Source organism: Amycolatopsis orientalis (genome assembly GCF_000943515.2).
Lineage (GTDB): Bacteria > Actinomycetota > Actinomycetes > Mycobacteriales > Pseudonocardiaceae > Amycolatopsis > Amycolatopsis orientalis.
In genome coordinates this window covers 6,565,674-6,587,727 of the sequence record NZ_CP016174.1, presented here as the reverse complement: position 1 = coordinate 6,587,727, position 22,054 = coordinate 6,565,674, and the positions used below count along the sequence as shown (strand labels likewise).

The 22,054-nt window shown below is 65.6% G+C and carries 22 protein-coding genes and 1 tRNA gene; 10 read left to right on the top strand and 13 right to left on the bottom strand.

Annotated elements, in window-relative coordinates:
- Nucleotides 1-5 precede the first annotated feature (5 nt).
- The 4 genes from SD37_RS28430 to SD37_RS28415 form a co-directional block, all read right to left on the bottom strand.
- Entirely contained in the window at nucleotides 6-251 is a 246-nt protein-coding gene (locus SD37_RS28430; protein ID WP_004559006.1) for an acyl carrier protein, read from the bottom strand.
- Between the two features lie 68 nt (nucleotides 252-319).
- A complete protein-coding gene (locus tag SD37_RS28425) occupies nucleotides 320-1,303 on the bottom strand; it encodes a beta-ketoacyl-ACP synthase III (protein WP_037313800.1) in 984 nt (327 codons plus the stop codon).
- Nucleotides 1,300-2,226, bottom strand: a complete 927-nt coding sequence (locus SD37_RS28420) for an ACP S-malonyltransferase (RefSeq protein ID WP_256376521.1) — start codon at nucleotides 2,224-2,226, stop codon at nucleotides 1,300-1,302. Before SD37_RS28420 ends, SD37_RS28425 begins: the two co-directional genes overlap by 4 nt.
- A gap of 206 nt (nucleotides 2,227-2,432) precedes the next feature.
- Entirely contained in the window at nucleotides 2,433-3,647 is a 1,215-nt protein-coding gene (locus SD37_RS28415) for a PucR family transcriptional regulator (protein WP_044850801.1), read from the bottom strand.
- Nucleotides 3,648-3,987: 340 nt separating this feature from the next.
- Here SD37_RS28415 and SD37_RS28410 point away from each other — a divergent pair, with 340 nt between their 5' ends.
- Together SD37_RS28410 and SD37_RS28405 are read left to right on the top strand one after the other, a co-directional pair.
- Nucleotides 3,988-4,737, top strand: coding sequence for a mechanosensitive ion channel family protein (locus tag SD37_RS28410; protein WP_044850800.1), 750 nt, complete (start codon nucleotides 3,988-3,990; stop codon nucleotides 4,735-4,737).
- A gap of 215 nt (nucleotides 4,738-4,952) precedes the next feature.
- Nucleotides 4,953-5,594 carry a nicotinamide mononucleotide transporter family protein gene (locus SD37_RS28405; RefSeq protein ID WP_044850799.1) on the top strand — a complete coding sequence of 214 codons (642 nt, stop codon included), beginning with the start codon at nucleotides 4,953-4,955 and terminating at the stop codon, nucleotides 5,592-5,594.
- A 73-nt stretch (nucleotides 5,595-5,667) separates the two neighbouring features.
- Here SD37_RS28405 and SD37_RS28400 read toward each other — a convergent pair whose 3' ends face one another.
- Together SD37_RS28400 and aceE are read right to left on the bottom strand one after the other, a co-directional pair.
- A complete protein-coding gene (locus SD37_RS28400) occupies nucleotides 5,668-6,879 on the bottom strand; it encodes an alpha-hydroxy acid oxidase (RefSeq protein ID WP_044850798.1) in 1,212 nt (403 codons plus the stop codon).
- Between the two features lie 122 nt (nucleotides 6,880-7,001).
- Entirely contained in the window at nucleotides 7,002-9,797 is a 2,796-nt protein-coding gene (gene aceE / locus SD37_RS28395; RefSeq protein ID WP_044850797.1) for a pyruvate dehydrogenase (acetyl-transferring), homodimeric type, read from the bottom strand.
- A gap of 402 nt (nucleotides 9,798-10,199) precedes the next feature.
- Here aceE and SD37_RS28390 point away from each other — a divergent pair, with 402 nt between their 5' ends.
- The 3 genes from SD37_RS28390 (at nucleotide 10,200) to SD37_RS28380 (ending at nucleotide 11,280) form a co-directional block, all read left to right on the top strand.
- Complete coding sequence (locus tag SD37_RS28390; protein ID WP_034311133.1) at nucleotides 10,200-10,631, top strand: DUF3052 domain-containing protein; 432 nt, start codon at nucleotides 10,200-10,202, stop codon at nucleotides 10,629-10,631.
- 76 nt (nucleotides 10,632-10,707) lie between these two features.
- A complete protein-coding gene (locus SD37_RS28385) occupies nucleotides 10,708-11,169 on the top strand; it encodes a peroxiredoxin (RefSeq protein WP_037313775.1) in 462 nt (153 codons plus the stop codon).
- Between the two features lie 36 nt (nucleotides 11,170-11,205).
- Nucleotides 11,206-11,280 (top strand) — tRNA-Val (locus tag SD37_RS28380).
- Here SD37_RS28380 and SD37_RS42170 read toward each other — a convergent pair.
- Nucleotides 11,266-13,026, bottom strand: coding sequence for a helix-turn-helix domain-containing protein (locus SD37_RS42170; RefSeq protein WP_083255106.1), 1,761 nt, complete (start codon nucleotides 13,024-13,026; stop codon nucleotides 11,266-11,268). The genes SD37_RS28380 and SD37_RS42170 overlap by 15 nt on opposite strands.
- Before the next feature lie 89 nt (nucleotides 13,027-13,115).
- Between SD37_RS42170 and SD37_RS28370 the strand changes: the two genes are divergently transcribed.
- Nucleotides 13,116-13,817 (top strand): HAD family hydrolase, encoded by a 702-nt coding sequence (locus tag SD37_RS28370; protein WP_044850940.1) that lies wholly within the window; start codon nucleotides 13,116-13,118, stop codon nucleotides 13,815-13,817.
- Here the strand turns inward: SD37_RS28370 and SD37_RS28365 are convergent.
- Complete coding sequence (locus SD37_RS28365) at nucleotides 13,808-14,533, bottom strand: Type 1 glutamine amidotransferase-like domain-containing protein (RefSeq protein WP_044850794.1); 726 nt, start codon at nucleotides 14,531-14,533, stop codon at nucleotides 13,808-13,810. The two genes, SD37_RS28370 and SD37_RS28365, sit on opposite strands and share 10 nt — an antisense overlap.
- Before the next feature lie 126 nt (nucleotides 14,534-14,659).
- On the opposite strand from SD37_RS28365, the gene SD37_RS28360 reads away from it, so the two are divergent.
- Together SD37_RS28360 and SD37_RS42830 are read left to right on the top strand one after the other, a co-directional pair.
- The gene (locus SD37_RS28360; RefSeq protein ID WP_044850793.1) at nucleotides 14,660-15,232 is read left to right on the top strand and encodes a GNAT family N-acetyltransferase; all 573 of its coding nucleotides are present in this window, start codon (nucleotides 14,660-14,662) and stop codon (nucleotides 15,230-15,232) included.
- On the top strand, nucleotides 15,229-15,777 hold the full coding sequence (locus tag SD37_RS42830; protein ID WP_145926757.1) for a hypothetical protein: 549 nt from the start codon (nucleotides 15,229-15,231) through the stop codon (nucleotides 15,775-15,777). Before SD37_RS28360 ends, SD37_RS42830 begins: the two co-directional genes overlap by 4 nt.
- A 54-nt stretch (nucleotides 15,778-15,831) precedes the next feature.
- Here the strand turns inward: SD37_RS42830 and SD37_RS42165 are convergent, their stop codons facing one another.
- Both SD37_RS42165 and SD37_RS42825 read right to left on the bottom strand, forming a co-directional pair.
- Complete coding sequence (locus tag SD37_RS42165) at nucleotides 15,832-17,229, bottom strand: nucleotidyltransferase (RefSeq protein WP_167369714.1); 1,398 nt, start codon at nucleotides 17,227-17,229, stop codon at nucleotides 15,832-15,834.
- The gene (locus tag SD37_RS42825; RefSeq protein ID WP_145926756.1) at nucleotides 17,190-17,714 is read right to left on the bottom strand and encodes a hypothetical protein; all 525 of its coding nucleotides are present in this window, start codon (nucleotides 17,712-17,714) and stop codon (nucleotides 17,190-17,192) included. The genes SD37_RS42165 and SD37_RS42825 overlap by 40 nt, the downstream gene beginning before the upstream one ends.
- An 808-nt stretch (nucleotides 17,715-18,522) precedes the next feature.
- Here SD37_RS42825 and SD37_RS28355 point away from each other — a divergent pair.
- Nucleotides 18,523-19,485: a GNAT family N-acetyltransferase gene (locus SD37_RS28355; RefSeq protein WP_044850792.1), complete on the top strand. Its 963-nt coding sequence runs from the start codon at nucleotides 18,523-18,525 to the stop codon at nucleotides 19,483-19,485.
- A gap of 378 nt (nucleotides 19,486-19,863) precedes the next feature.
- Here SD37_RS28355 and SD37_RS28350 read toward each other — a convergent pair whose 3' ends face one another.
- Nucleotides 19,864-20,367: a carboxymuconolactone decarboxylase family protein gene (locus SD37_RS28350; RefSeq protein WP_044850791.1), complete on the bottom strand. Its 504-nt coding sequence runs from the start codon at nucleotides 20,365-20,367 to the stop codon at nucleotides 19,864-19,866.
- Between the two features lie 13 nt (nucleotides 20,368-20,380).
- Between SD37_RS28350 and SD37_RS28345 the strand changes: the two genes are divergently transcribed.
- Nucleotides 20,381-20,899 (top strand): MarR family winged helix-turn-helix transcriptional regulator, encoded by a 519-nt coding sequence (locus tag SD37_RS28345; RefSeq protein WP_044850790.1) that lies wholly within the window; start codon nucleotides 20,381-20,383, stop codon nucleotides 20,897-20,899.
- Here SD37_RS28345 and SD37_RS28340 read toward each other — a convergent pair.
- Both SD37_RS28340 and SD37_RS28335 read right to left on the bottom strand, forming a co-directional pair.
- Nucleotides 20,896-21,315, bottom strand: coding sequence for a cupin domain-containing protein (locus tag SD37_RS28340; protein WP_145926755.1), 420 nt, complete (start codon nucleotides 21,313-21,315; stop codon nucleotides 20,896-20,898). The genes SD37_RS28345 and SD37_RS28340 overlap by 4 nt on opposite strands.
- A gap of 83 nt (nucleotides 21,316-21,398) precedes the next feature.
- Nucleotides 21,399-22,010, bottom strand: a complete 612-nt coding sequence (locus SD37_RS28335; protein WP_044850789.1) for a TetR/AcrR family transcriptional regulator — start codon at nucleotides 22,008-22,010, stop codon at nucleotides 21,399-21,401.
- Nucleotides 22,011-22,054 lie beyond the last annotated feature (44 nt).

The following is a 22,054-nucleotide window of genomic DNA, read 5'->3' as shown; positions in this document are numbered from 1 at the left end:
GGGAATTACTTGGAGTTGGCGGACACGTAGTTCACCGCGTCGCCAACGGTCTTCAGGTTCGCCAGCTCGTCGTCCGGGATCTTGACGCCGAACTTGTCCTCGGCCTGAACAGCGATCTCCACCATGGACAGCGAGTCGATGTCGAGGTCGTCCACGAAGGACTTCTCGGCGGTCACGTCGTCCTGCGCCACACCGGCGACCTCTTCGACGATCTCGGCGAGGCCGGCGAGGATCTCTGCGTTGTCTGCCACTGGTTGTTCCCTTCTCGGTGATGCTTTCGGCTGCCCCGCGGACACGGCGCCCGCGGGGGAAGTATTCATCACGGGCAGATGAAGGCCTGGCCCGCGTAGGAGAGTCCGGCCCCGAAGCCGACGGCGAGTACGACGTCGCCCTGCTTCACGGTGCCCGCCTTGCGCATGTGGTCCAGCGCGAGGGGGATGGACGCGGACGAGGTGTTGCCCGAGTACCTGATGTCGTCGGCCACGACCATGTCTTCGCGGGCGCCCTTGGCGCGCAGCTTCTTGGCGATGGCCTCGACGATGCGCAGGTTGGCCTGGTGCGGGATCAGCACGTCCACATCGGACGGTTCGAGCCCGGCCAGTTCCAGCGCCCGCAGCGCGATCGGCGCGATCTGGGTGGTCGCCCACCGGAAGACCGACTGGCCCTCCTGGTAGATCCACTTGTCGTCACGCATGTAGATGAGGTCGACGTGCTCGCCGGCGCTGCCCCAGGCGACCGGGCCGATCTGCGCGGTGTCGGCCGCGCCGACCACCGCGGCGCCCGCGCCGTCGGCGAAGATGATCGCGTTCGCGCGGTCGACCGGGTCGACGTGGTCGGTGAGCTTCTCGGCGCCGATGACGAGTGCCTTCTTAGCGCTGCCCGCCCGGATGAGGTCCGAGGCGACACCGAGGCCGTAGCAGAACCCGGCGCAGGCGGCGTTGAGGTCGAACGCGGCCGGATGCGTGATCCCGATCCGGTCGGCCACCTGGGCGGCGGCGTTCGGGATCTGCGTGGGCATCGTGCAGTTGGGCAGGATGACAGTGTCCACTTCGGACGGATCCACCCCGGCGTCGGCGAGCGCCGCGGTGCCAGCCTTGACCGCCATGTCGACCAGCGACTCGTCCTTCTCGGCGAACCGGCGCTCGACGATGCCGACCCGCTCGCGGATCCACTGGTCGTTGGTGTCCATGATCTTCGAGAGATCGTCGTTGGTCACGATCTTCTCGGGTTGGAAGCTCCCGACACCGAGGATGCGGGTCCCGGCGGCGCCCGGCGCCTGCCGCAAGGTGGATCGGTCGGTCACGAAGCGTCCTCCTGCCCCTGAAGCTTCGCCAGCTCGGCGGGCGTCTTCAGCGCGATGGTGGTGGTCACGGTTCCCTTGAGCTGTCGCTTGACCAGACCCGTCAGCGTGCCGGCGGGCGGCAGCTCGAGCGTCGAAGTGACACCCAAGGAAACCAGCCCGTCCATGGTCAGGTCCCAGCGCACCGGACTTGTGACCTGCTTGACCAGCCGGTCGAGGTACTCGGCCCCGCTGGTGACGACCTGGCCGTCGGCGTTCGACAGCAGCGGACGCGTGGGGTCCGCCGGGGTGATCTTCGCAGCGTGCGCGGCCAGCGCCTCACGCGCGGGTGCCATATACGACGTGTGGAACGCGCCCGCGACCTTGAGCGCGCGGACCTTGGTGCCTTCGAGTGGCTCCGCCACGATCTTCTCGATCGCGTCGGCGGCACCGGAGGCGACGATCTGACCGGCGCCGTTGCGGTTCGCCGCGGCGAGACCGTGGCCCTCGAGCCAGGCGACGATCTGCTCCGGGTCGCCGAGCATGACCGCGGCCATGCTCGTGGGCTCCAGCGCGCACGCCTTCGCCATCTCCGCGCCACGGACGGCGGCCAGCGCCACGGCGTCCTCGGCGCTCAGCACGCCGGCGATCGCGGCGGCGGCCAGCTCGCCGACGGAGTGACCGGCGACCGGCGCGTCCTCGGCGACCGGGGCCTCGCGCTGAAGGTGCTCGAAAGCCAGCAGGGTCAGCGCCACGATCAGCGGCTGCGTGATCGCGGTGTCCTGGATCTCTTCGGCGTCCGCCTCGGTGCCGAGACGGACGAGATCGAGACCGGCCCGCTCGGACCAGGCTTCGACGCGCGCGCGGGCGCCGTCGAGCTCGAGCCAAGGGGAGAGCATGCCTGGGGCTTGGGAACCCTGACCGGGGGCGAGGACTGCAGCTGTCACCCCACTAGGGAACACTCTCGGCCACCATGGTCGTGATGCCGACGCTCACCAAGTCCTGCCGACGTAATTGTCGGAACCCTCCAAAAGTGCCTTCCTGATCTCCGCGCTTAACCCAAAAGCCTTGTCGGGTTCAACCAGCTTTCCCTATGAAGTCCGTCACTGCGCAGAGTTACCAACGGGTTCTGGCGGGAGGTCGCGGTGGATGGTCACCAGAGGCCGCGGGCGCGGGCCAGGCGCCCGACGGTCAGGGCCACCTTGAGAACCCACGCGTCGCGCGATTCGGCGGCATGACGGCCGGTGAGTTCGGCCGCCTTCCGCAGCCGGTACCGGACGGTGTTCGGATGCACGAACAGCGTCCGCGCGCAGGTCTCCAGCACGCCGCCGCTGTCGAGGTAGGTCTCCACCGTCCGCAGCAACGCCGGGCCCGCCTCCTCCAGCGGCCGCGCGATCTGCTCGACGAGCAGGCGTTCCGCCTCCGGATCACCGGACAACGCGCGTTCCGGCAGCAGATCGATCGATCTCGCGGGCCGCGGCGCACCGGGCCAGCCGACGACGGCGCGCAGCCCGGAGAGCGCTTCGGTCGCACTGTGGTGCGCCTCGGCGAGGGTGGGCACCGTCGGACCGGCGACGACCGGGCCCTCGGCGAAGGCGACGGACAGCTTGGTGAGGATCTCGCGGTCCTTGACACTGCCCTCGGTGGGCCCGGCGACGACCACGACCAGGCGCGACCCCTGCACCGAGAGGAGCACGGGGCGCCCCACCCGCGCGGCGCGGCTGCGGACCTCGAACACGACGGCGGGCGGATCGTCCGACGTCGGCGTCCCGACCAGTGCGGTGGCGGGCGCCGCGGGATCCCAGCCGAGCGCGGCGGCGCGGGAGAGCACCGCCTCCTCGGCGTCACCGCGGACGATGCCGTCGACGACCAGCGCCTCCAGTCGCGCGTCCCAGGCACCGCGTGCCTCGGCGGCGGCCGCGTAGGAGTTGGCGGCGGCGAACGCGATCTCCCTGCCGTAGCGCAGGATCCCCTCGATCAGCGCGGCGCGTTCCGACTCGTTCGCGGCGAACTCCGGCAGCTGCTCCTCGAACACCTCGATCGCGAGCCGCACCATGCCGACCGCCTGTCGCAGGCTGATCCAGCGGGACAGTTCGGCGGGCGCTTCGCGGAACGCTTCGGTCGTGAGGGAGAGCGCCTCCTTCGAATCGCGGAGCCAGTCGACGAAGCCGGCGGCACCCGCTTGGGTGATCAGCAGAACGCTCGCGCGCTGGTCGGCGGGGAGGCGGGCGAACCAGCTCAGCCGCTCCTCCATCACCGCCACACTCGCGCTCGCGAGCCGGCCGGAGGCGTGCTCGAGCCGCCGGAGGGTCTTGGCGGACAGCCCGTGGTGCTTGGGCACACGCCGTCCGGAAGTCGCATCAGCCATGGTCAGCCGATCCTAGTCCGCCCGTGCCCGAGGGCCGTCGTCCTGCGGCCCGACGTCCGGATCGTCCGAAATGGACAGTCGGTGTGCCGATCGCGGCGGTGAATTGTGAAAGGTGTTTGCATAAAACTCGAGGCCGCCCGGCGCTAGCGTTTTTCGCTGCGCCGGACGGCCTCGTCTCCCCGGTCCCCACCGGTAGAACAAGTATGGGACTTGTGGATCTTTTCCCGCTAGTTCACTCACTCGATCGTGGGGTGCCGAGTTGCCGGTGAGGTGCCTGTGATCAACGATCCCTCGCAAGCCGCGCCGGGGCAGGCGCGGATCGCAGAGAGGGGATTTCGCCGTGGGCGAGCAGCTGAAAGACGGTCTGGGGCAAGCATGGAACCTTGTCGCCACCTTCGTGCCGAAACTGGTGGGATTCCTGATCATCCTGCTCATCGGCTGGTTGATCGCGAAGGCCGTGTCAAAGGCATTGGGACTGGTTCTGTCGAAGATCGGTTTCGGCAAGCTCATCGAGAAGACCGGACTCACCGGAACGCTCAAACAAGCGAATGTCGACGCGGGCGGGATCCTCGTCAAACTCGTGTACTACTTCATTCTCCTGATCGCCCTGCAACTCGCGTTCGGCGTATTCGGTGAGAGCAATCCGGTCAGCGCGCTGCTCAACGACATCATCGCGTTCCTGCCGCGGATCCTGGTGGCGCTGGTGCTGGTGATCGTCGCGGCCGCCGTCGCGAAGGTCGTCCGCGACCTGGTGACCGGCGCGCTGTCGGCCCGCCCGGCCGGACGGCTGCTCGGCACCATCGCCTACTGGATGATCGTGGCGTTCGGCGTCATCGCCGCCCTCGGCCAGGTGAACATCGCGACGGCGGTGACCGGGCCGGTCCTGATCACCGTGCTCGCCACCATCGGCGGCGTGATCGTCGTCGGCTTCGGCGGCGGCCTGATCAAGCCGGCGCAGGACCGCTGGCAGGGCTGGCTGGCCAACCTTCAGGGGCAGCTGGAGCCCGCCTCCGGGCAGGCTCACGGCAAGCGTGAGGTCCGTTCGGAGCCGCCGACTTCGCCTGTCGGCATCGGTCGCGTAGATTCCTGAGCATCCCGCGGGCCCGGTGATCGAGGAAGGCACCGGGCCCGCGTGGAGTCGAAGGGGCCCATCGCCGCGGAACACGCGGTGGAGGGCCCTTTTCGCGTCGATGGGGGGTCTCCTCAGCGTCTCTCGAGCCGCCTGCCTGTTCCGCACCTCACACTCCCTAGGGAATGGCGTCGCGACGGAGCATGTTGGAGCGGTAGACGGAGAGGGGTGCGGACGTGGACTTCCTGCTGCACAACGGTGTCACGGTGCTCGGACAGTGGATCTCCTTCGCCGAACTGGCGGGGCAGATCTTCGCGCTGGCCGTGGTCTTCCTGGCGCAACGCCGCACGCTGTGGACCTGGCCGGTCCAGGTCGGCGCCACCGTGCTGCTGTTCTCGGTCTACGTCTCCGCGCATCTCGGCGGGCTCGCCACCAGGCAGGTCGCGATCCTCGCCATCTCGATCTACGGCTGGTGGGCCTGGTCCCGCCGCAGCGACCCGGTCTACGGCGTCGTCGTCCGCAAGGGGCGGCTCTCCGAGCGGCTGGCGATGGCCGGGGCGTTCGCGCTCGGCACCACCGCGATGGCGCTGGTCCTCGACGCGCTGGACGCCTCGTGGGCGCCGTGGCCGGACGCCGCGATCTTCGTCGGCACGCTGGTCGCCTTCGCCGCGCAGGGCGCGGGTCTCGTCGAGTTCTGGCTGGTGTGGCTGGTCGTCGACGCGATCGGCGTACCGCTGCAGCTCTCCTCGGGCCTGTACTTCTCGGCCGCGGTCTACATCGTGTTCGCCGGGCTGGTCGTGCACGGCTGGTGGAGCTGGAACCGGACGGCGAAGCAGGTCCGGACCGCTCCCTCCAGCGCCACCACGGCCTCCGCCTGACCCGCGTTTCGTCCTCTGGATGCGGTAGTTGGCGATACCAACCACCGCATCCAGGGGACGAAACGCGTGAGGGTCAGCGCATGGTCGCGTGCGAGGGCTTGAGGTCGGCGAGGGTGCGGACGCCCAGCAGCTGCATCGTCCGGACCATCTCGGCGCGCAGGATGTCCACGCACCGCTGGACGCCACGCTCGCCCCCGGCCATCAGGCCGTACAGGAACGCCCGCCCGATCAGCACCGCGTCGGCGCCGCGCGCGATCGCGGCCACGATGTCGCCGCCGGAGAGGATGCCGGTGTCAACCCAGACCTCGGCGTCGCCCTGGATCTCGTCGAGCACCGCGGGCAGCAGCTCGATCGGTGTCGGCGCGCGGTCGAGCTGACGGCCGCCGTGGTTGGACAGCAGGACCGCGTCGGCGCCGTGCTTGACCACGTCACGCGCGTCGTCGACGTTCTGGATGCCCTTGACCACGAGTTTGCCCGGCCAGGTCTGGCGGACCCAGTCGAGGTCGTCGAAGTTCAAGGTCGGGTCGAAGAGCTTGTTGAGCAGTTCGGCGACCGTGCCGTCGAACTGGCTCAACGACGCGAAGGTGAGCGGCTCCGTGGTCAGCAGGTTGAACCACCACGCCGGATGCATCGCGCCGTCGACGAACGTCTTGAGGGTGAGCGCGGGCGGGATGGTCAGCCCGTTGCGGACGTCGCGCAGCCGCGCGCCCGCGACCGGGGTGTCCACCGTCAGCATGAGCGTGTCGAAGCCGGCGGCCCAGGCGCGATTCATCAGATCTTCGCCCGCCTTGTGGTCACGCCAGACGTAGAGCTGGAACCACTTGCGGGCCTCCGGCGCGGCCGCCGCGAGGTCTTCGATCGACGTGGTCGCCATGGTCGACAGCCCCATCGGGATGCCGTTGCGCTGCGCCACGCGGCCCACCGCGGACTCGCCCTCGTGGTTCATCATCCGCGTGAACCCGGTCGGCGCGAACGCGAACGGCAGTGCCGAACGCTTGCCGAGGATCTCCTTGCTCGTGTCCACATCGGACACGCCGCGCAGGACGTTGGGGTGGAATTCCACGCTGCGGAAGGCCTGCCGGGCGCGGCGGAGGCTGTCTTCCAGCTCCGCGGCGCCGTCGGTGTAGTCGAACGCCGCGCGAGGCGTCCGCTTGCGGGCGATCATCCGCAGGTCGGCGATCGTGTGCGCGCTCGCCAGTCGTCGTTCGGTCGGGTTGAGCACGATCGGCTTCGGCCGCAGGATCTGCTTCAGCTCACTCGGCTTCGGCAGTCGACGCTTGGTCACTCGCTCACCCTTCCCGCTTCCCGGTAAACATCCGATGTCTCAGCCTAGTCGGTCCGGTCCCGGATGCAATGAACGGGACTTTCATTGCAAAATTTGCAATGAAAGTCCCGTTCATAACATGGCTAGGCGCTACCGGAGTCCGACAACTGCGGACCCGCGGCGGCGACGTCGTCGAGGCGGTACTTGCGCGCCGCCTCCGCCACCTTCGCCTGGTCGAACTCGCCGCGCTTGGCGAGCGCGCTCAGCGTGCCGACCACGATCGACTGCGCGTCGACCAGGAACTTCCGCCGGGCGGCCGGGCGGGTGTCGGAGAACCCGAACCCGTCGGTGCCCAGCGTCAGCATGTCGGTCGGCACCCACGGGCGGATCAGGTCCGGCACCGCGCGCATCCAGTCCGACACCGCGACGACCGGCCCGTTCGCGCCGGACAGCTTCTGCGTGACGTACGGCACACGCGGGGTCTCGCCCGGGTGGAGCAGGTTGTCGTGGTCGATCTCGACGGCCTCGCGCCGCAGCTCGGTCCACGACGTCGCCGACCACACGGCCGCGCGGACGCCCCACTCCTCGGCCAGCATCTGCTGGGCGCGGAGCGCGTCCGGCATGGTGACGCCGGACACCAGGATCTGCGCCTCCGGACCGTCGCCCGACGGCGCGTCGGCGTAGCGGTACAGACCCTTCAGCAGGCCGTCGACGTCGAGGTTCTCCGGCTCGGCGGGCTGCTGGTAGGGCTCGTTGTAGATCGTCATGTAGTAGAAGATGTTCTCGCCGTTGCCGTCCGGCCCGGTCTCGCCGTACATCCGGCGGAGACCGTCCCGCACGATGTGGGCGATTTCGAACGACCACGCCGCGTCGTAGGCCACGACGGCCGGGTTGGTCGCCGCCAGCAGCAGCGAGTGCCCGTCGGCGTGCTGCAGGCCCTCACCGGTCAGCGTGGTGCGGCCGGCGGTGGCGCCGAGCACGAACCCGCGGGCCATCTGGTCCGCCGCCGCGTAGAGGCCGTCGCCGGTCCGCTGGAACCCGAACATCGAGTAGAAGATGTAGATCGGGATCATCGGCTCGCCGTGCGTGGCGTACGAGGTGCCGACGGCGGTGAACGACGCGGTGGAGCCCGCCTCGTTGATGCCCTCGTGCAGGATGACGCCCTTTTCGGACTCCTTGTAGGCCAGCATCAGGCTCGCGTCGACCGACGTGTACGTCTGGCCGTGCGGGTTGTAGATCTTGGCCGTCGGGAACATCGAGTCGAGACCGAAGGTGCGCGCCTCGTCCGGGATGATCGGGACGATCCGCTTGCCGATCTCGGAGTCCTTCGCCAGCTCGCGGACGAGCCGGACGAACGCCATCGTGGTGGCGACCTCCTGCTTGCCCGAGCCCTTGCGGATGCCTTCGTAGACCTTGTCGCCGGGCAGCACGAGCGCCTTCGCGGCCTTCGGGCGGCGCTCCGGCAGGAACCCGCCGAGCGCCTTGCGACGGCCGATCATGTACTCGATCTCCGGCGATTCCTTGCCCGGGTGGTAGTACGGCGGCAGCTTCGGGTCGCGCTCGAGTTCCTCGTCGCTGATCGGGATGCGCTGGGCGTCCCGGAACAGCTTGAGGTCGTCGAGGGTGAGCTTCTTCATCTGGTGCGTGGCGTTGCGGCCCTCGAAGGACGGGCCGAGGCCGTACCCCTTGATGGTGTGCGCCAGGATCACCGTCGGCTGGCCGTGGTGCTCCAGCGACGACTTGTAGGCGGCGTAGACCTTGCGGTAGTCGTGCCCGCCGCGCTTGAGGTTCCAGACGTCGGCGTCGGTGAGGTCCTTGACCAGTTCCTTGGTCCGCGGGTCGCGGCCGAAGAAGTGCTCACGGACGAAGGCGCCGTCGTTGGCCTTGTAGGTCTGGAAGTCACCGTCCGGCGTGGTGTTCATCAGGTTGACCAGCGCGCCGTCGCGGTCCGCGTGCAGCAGCGAGTCCCACTCGCGGCCCCAGATGACCTTGATGACGTTCCAGCCGGCGCCGCGGAAGTACGACTCCAGCTCCTGGATGATCTTGCCGTTGCCGCGCACCGGGCCGTCGAGCCGCTGCAGGTTGCAGTTGATCACGAAGGTCAGGTTGTCGAGGCCCTCGCCCGCGGCGACGTGGATGAGGCCGCGCGATTCCGGCTCGTCCATCTCGCCGTCGCCGAGGAACGCCCAGACGTGCTGGTCACTGGTGTCCTTGATGCCGCGATCGCGCAGGTAGCGGTTGAATCGCGCCTGGTAGATCGCGTTCATCGGGCCGAGGCCCATGGACACGGTGGGGTTCTCCCAGAACTCCGGCATCAGCCGCGGGTGCGGGTACGACGGCAGGCCACCGCCCTCGCCGGCGTGCGAGAACTCCTGACGGAACCCGTCCAGCTGGTTCTCGGTCAGCCTGCCCTCGAGGAACGCGCGGGCATAGATGCCGGGGGAGGCGTGCCCCTGGATGAAGATCTGGTCGCCGCCACCGGAGTGGTCCTTGCCGCGGAAGAAGTGGTTGAAGCCCACTTCGTACAGCGCCGCGGACGAGCCGTAGGTCGAGATGTGCCCGCCGACACCGACGCCGGGACGCTGCGCGCGGTGCACCATGATCGCGGCGTTCCACCGGATGTACGCGCGGTAGCGGCGTTCGATCTCTTCGTCACCGGGGAACCAGGGTTCGTTCTCGGTGGGGATGGTGTTGACGTAGTCGGTCGACGTCAGCGCCGGAACGCCGACGTGGCGTTCCCTGGCCCGCTCGAGGATGCGCAGCATGAGGTACCTGGCGCGCTGCTGACCACCCCTGGCCAGCGCCTCGTCGAAGGAGTCCAGCCATTCGGCAGTCTCCTCCGGGTCGATGTCGGGCAGGTGCGCCGCCAATCCGTCACGGATGACGCGGACGCGTGCCGGGGTCTCCTTGCCGGAGGCGCCGTCGTTCTGCGGGGCCAAGGGGTCTCCTTGCGAAAGGTGGTAGCTGGTTGTGCTCGTACGCGGGCGTGTTCGCCTTCCATCGTCGTACTCGGCTTCCGTTCCCGTCACCGCTACTGCTCGGTAACGTTCGCGGCCCCGATTGCGACACGCCTCGCGCGCGCCTGTACTCGCGCGCGCGTTTTCTCTCCCACCCTAAAGCAGGGTGCTCCGGGGTGCCCAAGTGCGCCTGAATTGACCTCGCGCGACTGGGCCGAATGTCCGTACGCTGCGACACGAGTTGTTCAAGATCCGGTGTGGACGGTTGCGCGCAGCGCCTCACCAGTGTTCGCTAACGGGCATCGTGTACCCGAGTGTGGTGCCCGCCCGGTCGATCCGGCCGTGGCGACACCACGCTCCGTCGTAGTTGGAGGAGTGACAGCAGTGGTCGCCGCGGGAGACGCTGATCAGAGCAGCGTCGCCGAAAGGCTTGGGATCAAGCCGGACATGGTGGTCCAGGAGATCGGCTGGGACGAGGACGTCGATGACGATCTTCGTGCGGCGATCGAGGAGCAGATCGGCGGTGACATCCTCGACGAGGACGCCGACGAGGTCATCGACGTGGTGCTGCTGTGGTGGCGCGAGGACGACGGTGATCTCGGAGACACGCTGATCGAGGTCCGGACCCCCTTGAACGAGAACGGCGTGATCTGGGTGCTGACCCCGAAGACGGGACAGCCAGGGCACGTCGAGCCGAGCGAGATCGCCGAAGCGGTGCCGCAGGTCGGATTGGCGCAGACGGCCAACATCAGCGCCGGCCCGAAGTGGGCGGGTACCCGGCTGGTGTCGCCGAAGTCGTCCAAGACCAAGCGGTGACCTCGAAGGCCCTGCGATCGACACGATAGGGTTGTCGACGCAGGCCCCTGTTCGCTCTTGAGAGGAAACCGCCGGTATGGCCGTCGAGGTCGGATCGCAAGCCCCGGACTTCACGCTCAACGACTACAACAAGCAGGCCGTGACGCTGTCGTCCTTCAAGGGCGAGAAGCCGGTCCTGCTCGTGTTCTACCCGTTCGCGTTCAGCGGTATCTGCACCGGCGAGCTGTGCCAGCTCCGCGACGAGTTCGCGGACTACGACGGTCAGGGCGTCCAGGTGATCGGTGTGTCCGTGGACACCCCGTTCTCGCTCAAGGCGTGGGCCGAGCAGGAGGGCTACCAGTTCCCGCTGCTTTCGGACTTCTGGCCGCACGGCGAGGTCGCGAAGGCCTACGGCGTCTTCAACGAGGCGGCCGGCCTGGCCACCCGTGGCACCTTCCTGATCGACAAGGACGGCGTCGTGCGGTTCGCCGAGGTCAACCAGCCCGGCGAGGCGCGCGACCAGCAGGCGTGGAAGAAGGCCGTGGCCTCGCTGGCCTGAGTCTTCACCGGTGGCACCCTCGCGGTGTCACCTCCCGGGCGCATAGCTCAGCGGGAGAGCACTCGGTTTACACCCGAGCGGTCGTAGGTTCGATCCCTACTGCGCCCACCAAGTTGGCCTTATGCACACCGTTAGCAATGGAAACAGCGTCACGCTCTGTGGCGCTGTTTCGCGTTCCGTGGTCGCGTGATGTGCGTCACGATATTCGCCGGACGTGTCGCCGACCGTGCGAAATGCGGCGTAAGTGCGGACACGGGTGGTGGGTTCCTCGATCTCGTCTCCGGCGGTTTGGGCCGTCGCGGTGACGGTTTGGTGCGTGGTCGTCGCGCGGTGGAGAACCGGTGACAGGAGCGTTGTGAACGGCTCGTTCAGCTCGACGCTTTCGACGCAGCCATCGTGGTCGATGTACATCTTGGCGAAGAAGCCCTGATTGATCTGCCGTCGAATGCCCGGTTCGGTGGTCAGGTAGGCGCGGTGGCAGTGACTGGCGGCCACCAGGGCTGCCGACAACGTGGCCTCCACCTCCGTGGTCGTGGCGCGGCTGGCTTTCAGTTCGACTTCAGCTTCGGCGAGGGCACGGGTGAGACGGTTCATCTCGGCGCCTAGGAGGTCTCCGGGGATATGCCCCGCGTAGTGCGCCTGCAAGAGCTTCTGGCGCTCATCGGCAAGCTGGGCTTGACGCTTTTCGGCGCGGGCTGCACCGGCTCGGGCGTCGGCCTGTTGGCCCTCGAACTTGCGCAGTACGCCTGTTCGAATGAGCTCGGCCTTCTCGGCCGTAAGCTCAAAGCGGCGGTAGAAGTCGGCGATACCTTGCTCGATGCGTTCGACGCGGACCGCTTGCCGATGCTTGGCCTGGTCAAGCAGGAACGCCACTCGACGCTCAATAGAAGGTGAACGGTCGTGGTCGACGTTTTGGGCGAGCCTCAGACCTTCGACCGCTTCGCCGGATTCGACCTCCAGGCTGACGGCGTACATGGCCACGTTCGTTGGCCCAAAGGCTGTCCAACAGGTATTGCGCTCACCCTCCTGCTCAGCCAAAGGAGCGGCCTGGCGCAGGCGGTCACGACCGGTCCAAACCTGGCCGGCGCGAACTGCCGCGACAGCTGCGATGAGGAGAAGCGCGCCTGACAACGCGATGGCGTCCGGCTGGCTTCGGCGGACCAGATCTTGCAGATCGTCCACGGCCTGCATGGCGACCGTCTCGGCTTCCTCGGCTCGGCCATCCGCGAGCAATACTTGAGCCAGGTTCCACCGTGCTCCCGCCTGGCGCACGGGGTCGTCGGCATGTTCGGCAGCTCGGATAGCGCGGTCAGCGGCCAGCAGCGACAAATCCACGCGGCCAAGGCGCTTGGTAACGGTGCGCAGAAGCCCGTACAGATCGGCTGTGACAGCCTGCGCCTGACGGAGCGTGGCCCCATCCGTCCCGCGGATCGCGGCCTCGCTTGTCGCAACGAGGTCGGGGAGATCCTGGGCGAGCTCGGAGTAGCGATGCGGGGAGCTTTGCCAAACCTGCCAGGCCCGACGCACATCCCTCTGCCAGGCGGACAGAGACGATGGCTCGGCCGCCCTCTGGGACGGTGTTGTCATTGCCCGGTAGATGGCGTCAGTTGCGGTGCTTGAAAGCGGTCGCTTCCGCGCGGGACGGCCACCAGAAAGCAGATCGCCCGGCTCGACGCGCAGTACGTGGGCAAGCTGCGTGAGTACCGCGATCGTCGGCACCTTCTGGCCACGCTCGATCTGATACAGATAGTCCGGCGTGATGCCCACAAGCCCCGCAACGACCGTCTTGGTAAGGCGCGCGGCCGTGCGATGAAACCGCACCCGGTCGCCCACCATCCGCGCTAACTGGTCGTCCACGATCTTGCGTCGCCTCCCGCCAGGGCTCTGACCAGGACAAATGGTATGGCGGTGCGGCCTGTCCGTCACGGGTGGCACACTCGTTCAACATGAACGCGCCCGCCGAACCGCCGCGCACGCTGGTCCTGTGGGACGTTGACCACACGCTTATCGAGACGCGCGGGGTCGGGCGGGCCATCTACGACCGAGCGTTCCCGGTCGCTACGGGCAAACCGCTCACCAACCTGGCCAAGATCGCCGGGCGGACAGAACTCGACATCATGGCCGAGTCGCTTCGGGTCAACGGCATCGAGCCGACGGATGAAGCCGTGCGCGGGCTCGCGGCCGCGTTGGTCGAGGGCTACGAAGACGCCCGCGGCGAGCTAGCCACCACCGGCCGCGCTCTGCCTGGCGCGAAGGAGACGTTGGAATGGCTGGCCGCCGACCCGACCGTTCACCAAGGCGTCTTGACGGGCAACCTGCGAGCAGTGGCACGGATCAAGCTCGAGGTGTTCGGGCTCGCCCCGTACCTCGACTTCGAGGCAAGCGCCTATGGCGACGACCATGCTGATCGCGCCGAGCTGGTGAAGATCGCCCGAGAGCGGGCGGAGGCCAAGACCGGCAGTCACTTCGACAACGCCGCCATTGTGCTAATCGGCGATACGCCCAACGACGTGAAGGCCGCACTGACCGCAGGTGTGCGTGTAATTGCGGTGGCGACGGGCAAGACCACCGAAGATGAGCTTCGGCAGGCTGGCGCAACAGAAGTCATCGGCGGCCTAAACGATCTACCAAAGGCTGGTCAGTTGTAGGACCGCTTGAGGCGACGCACTTCCAGGGGCGTTTCGCTGACGGAGCCATCTGAGGCACGCTCCACCCAGTACGCCCCGGCGTTCTTCCGGTCGCTGATGGCGCCAATCAGCTCCGTGCCCTCAAAGTGGAGTCCAGCTCCGGCATCGGTGGCGTAGCCAGCAGGCAAGGTCTCGTCAGCGATGAGCTGGTGAAACTGTTCGCGCCGGTCGGCGTAGTGCACGGCGTTGGAGTACGGCAGCAGGCCGAGCCCATCTGACACGGCCCTGACCTCACCGAATGAGTCCGTGGTGCCGCCCGTGAACCAGCACAGCGATCCCACCGACTCACCAGCCAGCACAACGCCTGCCTCCCAGCACTCCCGCAGAACCTTGTCCAACTGGTGCGCTCGCCAGACGGCCAGCAAGTTGACCAAGCTCCCACGATCCACCCAGATCACGTCTTGCTCATGTAGGAACCCGGCAACATCGCTCGCGTTGGGCTTGTCGAACAGAGTTAGGTGCGACAGCTCGACTGGCTGATCCGCGAAGGCGGCTTCAAACTGCCGGAGCGTGTCCCGCTGATCCCCGCCGGCTGTGGCAAGCAGACACAGCTTCGGCGTTCCAGTGGCCCGAGCCAACTCGAAGGCATAATCAAAGACTGGTCCCGGTTGCCACGGATCACGGGCGCGATTGAGACCCATGGAGGTTGCGAGGATGGTCGGTGTGCCAGCGGTCACGACGCCATGGTGTCACGGTGGCCGGTGCCAGGATCTGCTTCGTCCCGTTCCCGTGGAAGCCATCTCAGCGAAAGCCGCATTGGTGATGGGCGACCTGCTGGAGTACCACCGGCCCGCGGTTGTCGGATGACCAACACATCTGAGCTGGCGCTACGTCACCATGACGCGGACGGCATGTACCAGCTTCGTGCGCCACTGCTCACGGTCTATACCGAGGTGTACGCCGACCTGCTCGGTGATCCGTTCTTCACGCCGGAGCGATTCTGGGAACGCCTCGAGGCCTACGCCAAGTGGCCGGGCTTCGCTCTCGTGACCGGCTGGCTTCGTGACGAGCTAGTTGGCTACACCCTTGGCTACCGCCTGCCGACCCGTTCCGCCTGGTGGCGGGGCTTCCGAGGTGACGTCGATCCACAGCTGCTGGAAGAGGACGGCAAGCGCACCTTCGCCGTCACTCAGCTGATGGTGCTTCCGGGTTGGCGGCGGCGTGGCTACGCCAGGCAGCTCCACGATGCGCTGCTGCGCGACCGGACAGAGGAACGGGCCACCTTGCTCGTCAAGCCTGACAACATCCCAGCTCGCACGACGTATCTGTCCTGGGGCTGGCAGCGCTTCGGGCAGCTCCAACCGTTTGACGATGCGCCGGTGTACGAGTCGTTGATGTGTGAATTTTCAGACCGGAGCCATATAATTAGGTTATGAGATTCACTCTTACTTACAGTGGGCGCCTTCCTGCAAGCAGTAAAGCTAATGTTAAGCACCAAATTCGCCAAAATTTTCATCCTCAACTCAAGGAGCTGTGGCGAACGCATCCAGCGCTAGAGAGTCGCCAGAACCTTCTCTCGCTAGCGACTGGTGTGGATGACAAGGATGCTGGAGCGTTGGTGGCAAAGGTTGCAGGTCTCCAATTCGCCGCCCTTGTACACCCATTTCTTAGGCTCTATGCCGAGTTGGACATCTTGGTACTTCGCCCCGAGACTCCGGGGGCGATAGTATCGCACTCGGGTGATATTGATAATCAGTTAAAGACGCTATTCGACGCTCTTCGTCGTCCCGTTGATGGGTCTGAGCTACCTGTCAATTGGAAGCCGACCCCCGATGAACAACCTCTCCATTGCCTCCTTGATGACGACAAGCTTATTACGCGCGTAAATATCGAGACCGATCGTTTGCTGAAGCCTGATGTCGACCCAAAGGATGTTGAAGTCACAATTCGAGTAACTCTCAAAACCTCCATTGCAACTTAGGGAAACGATGGCCTAGGTAGCTGATTCGAGAAGCTGGAGAGCTTATGTAACGCTCTATGGCCTCCAGGTGAAACGGCTTCCAAAGACATTCACCTTAAATGAAGAGCTTCTCGCGACAACTCGCGTTCCTACGAGCAGGAATACTTCAATCAAATGGGTTCCTGTGTATGAGGTGCTCTCCCAGTTTTCGGCCGGGTCGGGGGACTGCCTGTTTCCATCTCCCCTTCGTTTCGCTCTAAAGAAGTCGCCACGCAAGCCAGATTCGTCGCGTGCGTGCTGGCCTGTGTTGATTACTCGCCACCAAATATCTACTGGAGTTGGCCCAGTGTAATTCGCTTTGAATTGTAACTGTTTCCCTGCGAATAGTAGTGGTCCGTCACTGTGATAGGGACTCTTCTTTCCTCTCTTTCCCCTGTACTCCCATGCTTCGATACTTGCGCTGTATCTGGGGTCAAGATGTTCGTACCATCCGCGCGCCTCGGGTAGCTGTGCGTGTGAGGTGTCGGATAAAGCGACGATAAATTGGCCGCCCTTCTCAGCAAGAGGAAAGGCGTCTCCAAAGAGTGCTCGCCACTGCTCGCAGGCTTCGATTATTGTAGGAGCCTCTATGGCTCTACGGGCGATCGTAATGGCCTCTGTTAGTTCGGTCTTGAAGTTCCTAAATGCCTTGACTTCCCATCTTGCAGCCAAGTTCTCCGATTCAAGCACCGGATTTAGAACCATCGGTGGTGTGGCTATTGAGCTGAGTTCATTGTTCAGGCTTACTAGGGTGCGATAAATGCGCTCGGCGTCATTTGTCGCCCATTGAGGGAGGTGACGAGCTACGAGTACCTGAAGTACGATCGACTTTACAGCGCTGCGAACCTCTTGGTGTTCATCTCGCCAGCGCTTTAACATTTTCACGCAATCGATGAAGGCTTGACCTTGCTTTGCGCACCATGCCGTGTACTCATTGGGCGCAGTGGAATGCCAGCCGGAATTACGTCTCGGAGCATCGAGTGGTGCGTCACTGGCTGAACTTGACCTAACGGGAACTACGTCAACATGGAAGCTTCCAATATTATCGTCAGCATACTCAATGCGAACACATGGCTGCTTTGGCTTGAGTTTTCCGATATATCGACCGTTTGACTCCAGCGTGCTGTACATATCTTCAAGTGCATCTGCTGCGGTGTCGTCCTCCGAGGAGCTGACGCAGACGATGTCAACGTCGTACTCGCCGCCTGCTACTGGCTTAACTGCGGTTCCGTTGGCATAGGAGCCCTGCAAGAAAACCTGCGAAGTCGTCAATTCGTAATGATCACGCAAGTAGGCTATAAGGGTCGTCGATGCGCTCTCGATTCGCTGCACCTGAGGGTCGCCTAGTGATATTTCGTCGCGGAACCTTCTGAAATAAGTCTGAATTTCCAATGTTAACCTCTTTTGCGGTTTCGAACTCCAACCAGGAGCCATCGCCAAGGCTGGATAGATAGGTGATTGCGAACGTCGCGCAAGAACTTGTCGGAAGCGTCTGATGATGCTCTGGGATCAGGGTATGAGTCGCCGTTGTCTGCATTTCCTTTTCTGCCGGGCCTGTCCCATGCCTCTTGAATCAATGATCTTGTCGCCAGCTTGTGCTGATCTACCAGGTTGTGATAGCTGCGGCGCATGTACTTCGATTCGCTTCCGATCCAGCCCTCATAGTAGTTAAGTCGCTCTTGTAAGTCGTGAAATCTATCAAGTACGATTCGCTCCGCCTCATCGGTATTGTCGCGACGACGAACCCGAAAAAGCATCTCTTGCCATTCCAGGGCTGCCCTGAATGCTTCCCCATATATCTGTCGCCTACGGTCGCGCCCGGCAAATGCTCGCCCAAGAAACGCTGAAAGAACCGCGACGAGAATCGCGGAAGCGGCAGCAGCGATGGCGGCAATTAGCTTGACCTGATCGTCGCTCAATCATCAACCCCCTGTGTAGTAATATGGCTAGCAAATTTTACACCAAAATGGCGCCTTGGTGGCGAATTATTTCGCGTGAGGCGAGGTGGTTATAGTCGGCCTACATTGTCATCTCGGCAAGATCTATCAGGTAACGACTTTGGCTGTGTTGATTCTTGTCATGGCAAATCATCGCGTATGCAGCTCGAAGTGTTTCGATGCCACGCCGCACGGTGCGCTCAGGTGCTTCGTCGGGCGTGCAGGAGTGATCGTCGAGCTGGCAAACTGCGAAGGCTTCGACTGGTCATGGCTGCGTCACTCTAAGAAATGATCGCGGGGAATCCGCTGGTGCTCCGCAGTAGCTTGGCAATGTCTGCTGTGGCCGCCCGCGTCCTCGCAGCTTGACTCCACTTGCCACCAGTCGCGCCCGCATCGTCTCGTTCCCGACGTCGAATTGGTGCGCTAGCTTCGCGATGGACAAGCCCCGCTCGTACAGCTGACGAGCCTGTTGTGGCGAAGTACTTCGTGTCGATGCCGCGTGCTCGCAGGTGCTCACCGATGGTGGTGCGGTAGACGCCGTACTCGGCTGCCAGCTGGAGGGCAGTAGCTCCGTCCGTGAACTTGGTGACGATCTCATCGACCTCGGCAGAGCAGAGCTGCTTGGCTGTGCGGATCTTGGTTGGTGCGTTGGCGGCGAGTTCTGGCAGGTCAGGCCAGGTTGTCGCGATTTTCAATAGACGTTGAACTGGGTAGGGGATTCGTGCGTAGACCTCAACGTCGCCACCGAAAACCCGGCGACAGCCCCCGCGCGGGGGCTTACTGTCGTCGCGTGCATCACTCCCTCAGCTGGCGGCCGCTCAGCCGCGAGGACGCCAAGGCGTCGGCCGACCTCCTCAATGCCATCGAGACCGTGGATCGCATCGGTGAGAACTACACCGAGGAGGACACCCTCCAGGAGCTGATCGACCCGTACGCCGACCTGGAGCGCGCGAGCCTCGCCGCCTTCGACGGCGACGTGATGGCCGGGTTCATGAAGATCCGCCACAAGCCGTCCGCGGACGAGGTCCACCGGGTCTTCCTGGACGGCGGGGTCCATCCCGCGTACCGCCGTCGCGGCCTCGGCACCGCGCTCGTCGAAGCGGGGGTGGCGGCGGCCAAGGTGGTGCACGCGCTGCACCACCCGTCCTCGAAGCTGGTGGTCGACGTCAACCGGCCGGAGCACATCGCCGGTCTGGCCGAACTCGTCCGGTCTCAGGGTTTCACGCCGGTCCGCTACTTCCAGCGCATGGAGCATCCGCTCGGCGCGGTGGACGCTCCGGCGATCCCCGGCGGGTTCGCGGTCGAGCCGTGGTCGGAGCGGAACGACGAGGACTTCCGCACGGTCCGGAACGAGGCGTACCGGGACTACTGGGGTGCGGTGCCCATGCCTGTCGATCTCTGGCGGAACAAGATCACCAACCAGACCTTCCGGCCCGAGGTCAGTTTCCTGCTCCGCGAGGCGGCGACAGGCGCTCCGGTGGGTGTGCTGGTGACGATGTGCTGGGAGGCGGACACGGAGGCCACCGGGATCCGCGACGCGCACTTCATGGTCATCGGGACCGTTCGGGAGTACCGGAAGCGGGGGCTCGCCGGTGCGCTGATGGGGCACGCGTTGCGCGCGGCCGAGGGGCAGGGTTACGACCGTGCCAGCTTGAACGTGGACTCCGCCGACCCTGCCGGGGCGTTCGGGGTCTTCGAGAAGGCTGGCTTCGAGCCGAAGATGCGGTACGTGCGCTGGGCTCTCGAAGCCTGACGCCTATGCGTTTAGTCGGCTGAACGCGATGCCCGGACGCACGTGAAGACCCTCTTCGCCCGGCTCAACCGGGTGAAGAGGGCCTTCGCGTACCCCCAACCCTGTGGAACGTTTTCGGTTTCGGCGGTCTGGTCTGCCCCCTCGGCAGGCCAGACCGCCGGTGCGCCGCGCCGCGGGTGGCGAACTTTCGGCTGCACAAGACAGGAGACGGTCGGGACTGCCCAGATACATCAAGATCGGCGGCCATTGGAGTGATCCAGACCACGAGGGGCGATCACGTAAAGCTACGGAGTCCGTGAAGGCCTCCTTCCCTACCTTGAGAGTAGGGAAGGAGGCCTTCACGGACACGCGATCGGGGTCGGCGCGTAAGGCGCCCGGCTAGGCCCGGGTCATCCTGTTCGCCAGGGTCGACATCGTGTACGCCCCGATGCCCATGACGACTTCGAGGGCGTTCCGCTCGGTGTACCCGTGCCCGAAGAAGGTCTTCAGCGTCTCGTCGTCGACGCCGCCTGCGGTCTCGAGCACCGCCAGCGTGAACTGCCGCATGGCTTCCAGTCGCTCGTCAGGCACGGGCTCCTGCGCGCGGAGTGCCGTGATGACGTCGTCGTCAGCGTTCAGTCCCTTCAGCTTGGCGGTGTGCATCTCGATGCAGATGTGACATTCGTTGCGGGTCGCGACGGTCATCACGATCGTCTCCCGCGCGACCGGATCGAGGGTCGTGCGCTCGAAGCTCGCGCTGAGTTTCAAGAAACCGTCGAGCAGTTCCGGGGATGACGCCAGCCGGGCGACGGCGGTGGGGAGGTGGCCTAGGTGCCGGATGGTGGCCTCCATCGAGCGGCGGGAGGCTGCGGGAGCGGTTTCGACGGTGTGGTCGGTAAACAAGGGGACCCCTAAGATGGTCAACGTGGTTGACGAAAAGGTAAACCAAGTTGTCGAAGTTGGCAAGGGGGTTCCCGACCCTCCTGGGTTCGAGTTGCCGCTCCTGCTGTTCGCGGGCTTCCGCTCGATCATCGACCGGCTGCACGCCGAGCTGGCCGAGCAGGGGCATCCCGACGTCCGCCCGGCGTACGGCTTCGCCATGCAGGCGGTCGGCCGCGACGGCGCGACGGCGAGCGAAATCGGACGGCGGCTAGGGGTCTCCAAGCAGGCGGCGGGCAAGACCGTCGACAAGCTGGAGCAGCTCGGCTACGTCGAACGGGTCGACGACCCGGCCGACGCCCGGCGCAAGATCGTGCGCCTCACCGCGCGCGGGGTCGACTCACTCCGCCGGTCCGCGATGATCTTCGAGAAGCTGCGCAGGGAGTGGGTCGGCGCCCTGGGTGCCGACAGGGTTCGCGCGCTGGAAGCCGATCTTCGCGCGATGGCGCCGTCGGACGGCTTCCGCCTCGACGTCGCAAGCTGGTTCGGAGCCTAGAAAGGGCACCCCGGGTTCGGCGCGTCCTGCGAGAGCGGGCTCCCGTGTGGCAGTACGTAGAGCACCTCCAGCACCACCGGCGACGCGCCGAGGTTCCGTCCGATGTGGACGGTGTCGCTCGGCTCGGTGAAGGCCACGCCTCGCCGGTACGGGCCGTCGAGCCCGCAGTCGGCCGAGTTGTGCGTGAGCGTGCCCGCCTTGACGTACGCGTAGAGCGTGCCGTCGTGGTAGTGCCAGCCGGTGTACCCGCCCGGCTGGATGACGACCTCGCGCAGGACGTAGTCGGTGTCCCCGACCGTCTTCTGCTTCAGGATCGTGCCGGTCACCCCGGAACCCGGGGTCGCCTCGGCCGTCGCGGAGACGGCGAAGGCCAGGGCGAGTGTGGCGAGCAGTGTGGTCACAGACCGCAGGCGCATAAGGGAACCGTACCGTGGCCTCCCCTGCCCGAAAGGGCGGTTTTCAGTGCCCGCTTCGACTTCGCCGCCCATGCCCTCGGACTTCACTGATCCGGGCGCCGCAGGGTTTCCAGATGTCGTCCGAGCACCGTGCGCATCAGCTCCGGCGACGTCCGCCCGCTCGCCATGGCGAGGCCGTCCAGTAGTGCCGCCAGCCGTTCGGTTTCGACGTCCAGGTCGAGGTCGTCGAGCAGCCCGCCCGCGCCACGCGCGCCTTCGAGCACCCTGCGGACGAGGGCGCGGACGCCCGCGTGCGCGCGCGCGACTTCCTCGGCCAGCTCCGGACGGTTTTTCGCGGCGGCGGAGAAGGCCAGCCAGACCTCGGTTTCGGCCCGGGTCTGCTCGGTGAGCGGAAGCAGTTCGCCGAGCAGCGCTTCGGTGAGTTCCTGACGGCGTGAGCGCGGGGTTTCCGGATCGAGCAGTTCGGGGAGGTGGCGCAGCAGCCGGGCTTCCACCCGGTCCCCGAGTGCGCGCATGGCGAACACGATCAGCTCGTCGTGGCCGCGGAAGTAGTGCCGCACCGAACCGATCGCGAGACCGGCCTCGTCGGCCACGCTCCTGAGCGACGCCTGCGCGAGGCCGTCTGCCTGGATCACCCGGAAGACGGCTTCGGCGATTTCCAGGCGTCGGGCCGTGGGGTCGACGATCTTCGGCATGTTGTCTTTATAGCACGCCCCTGCTATTTTATTTAGCACATACG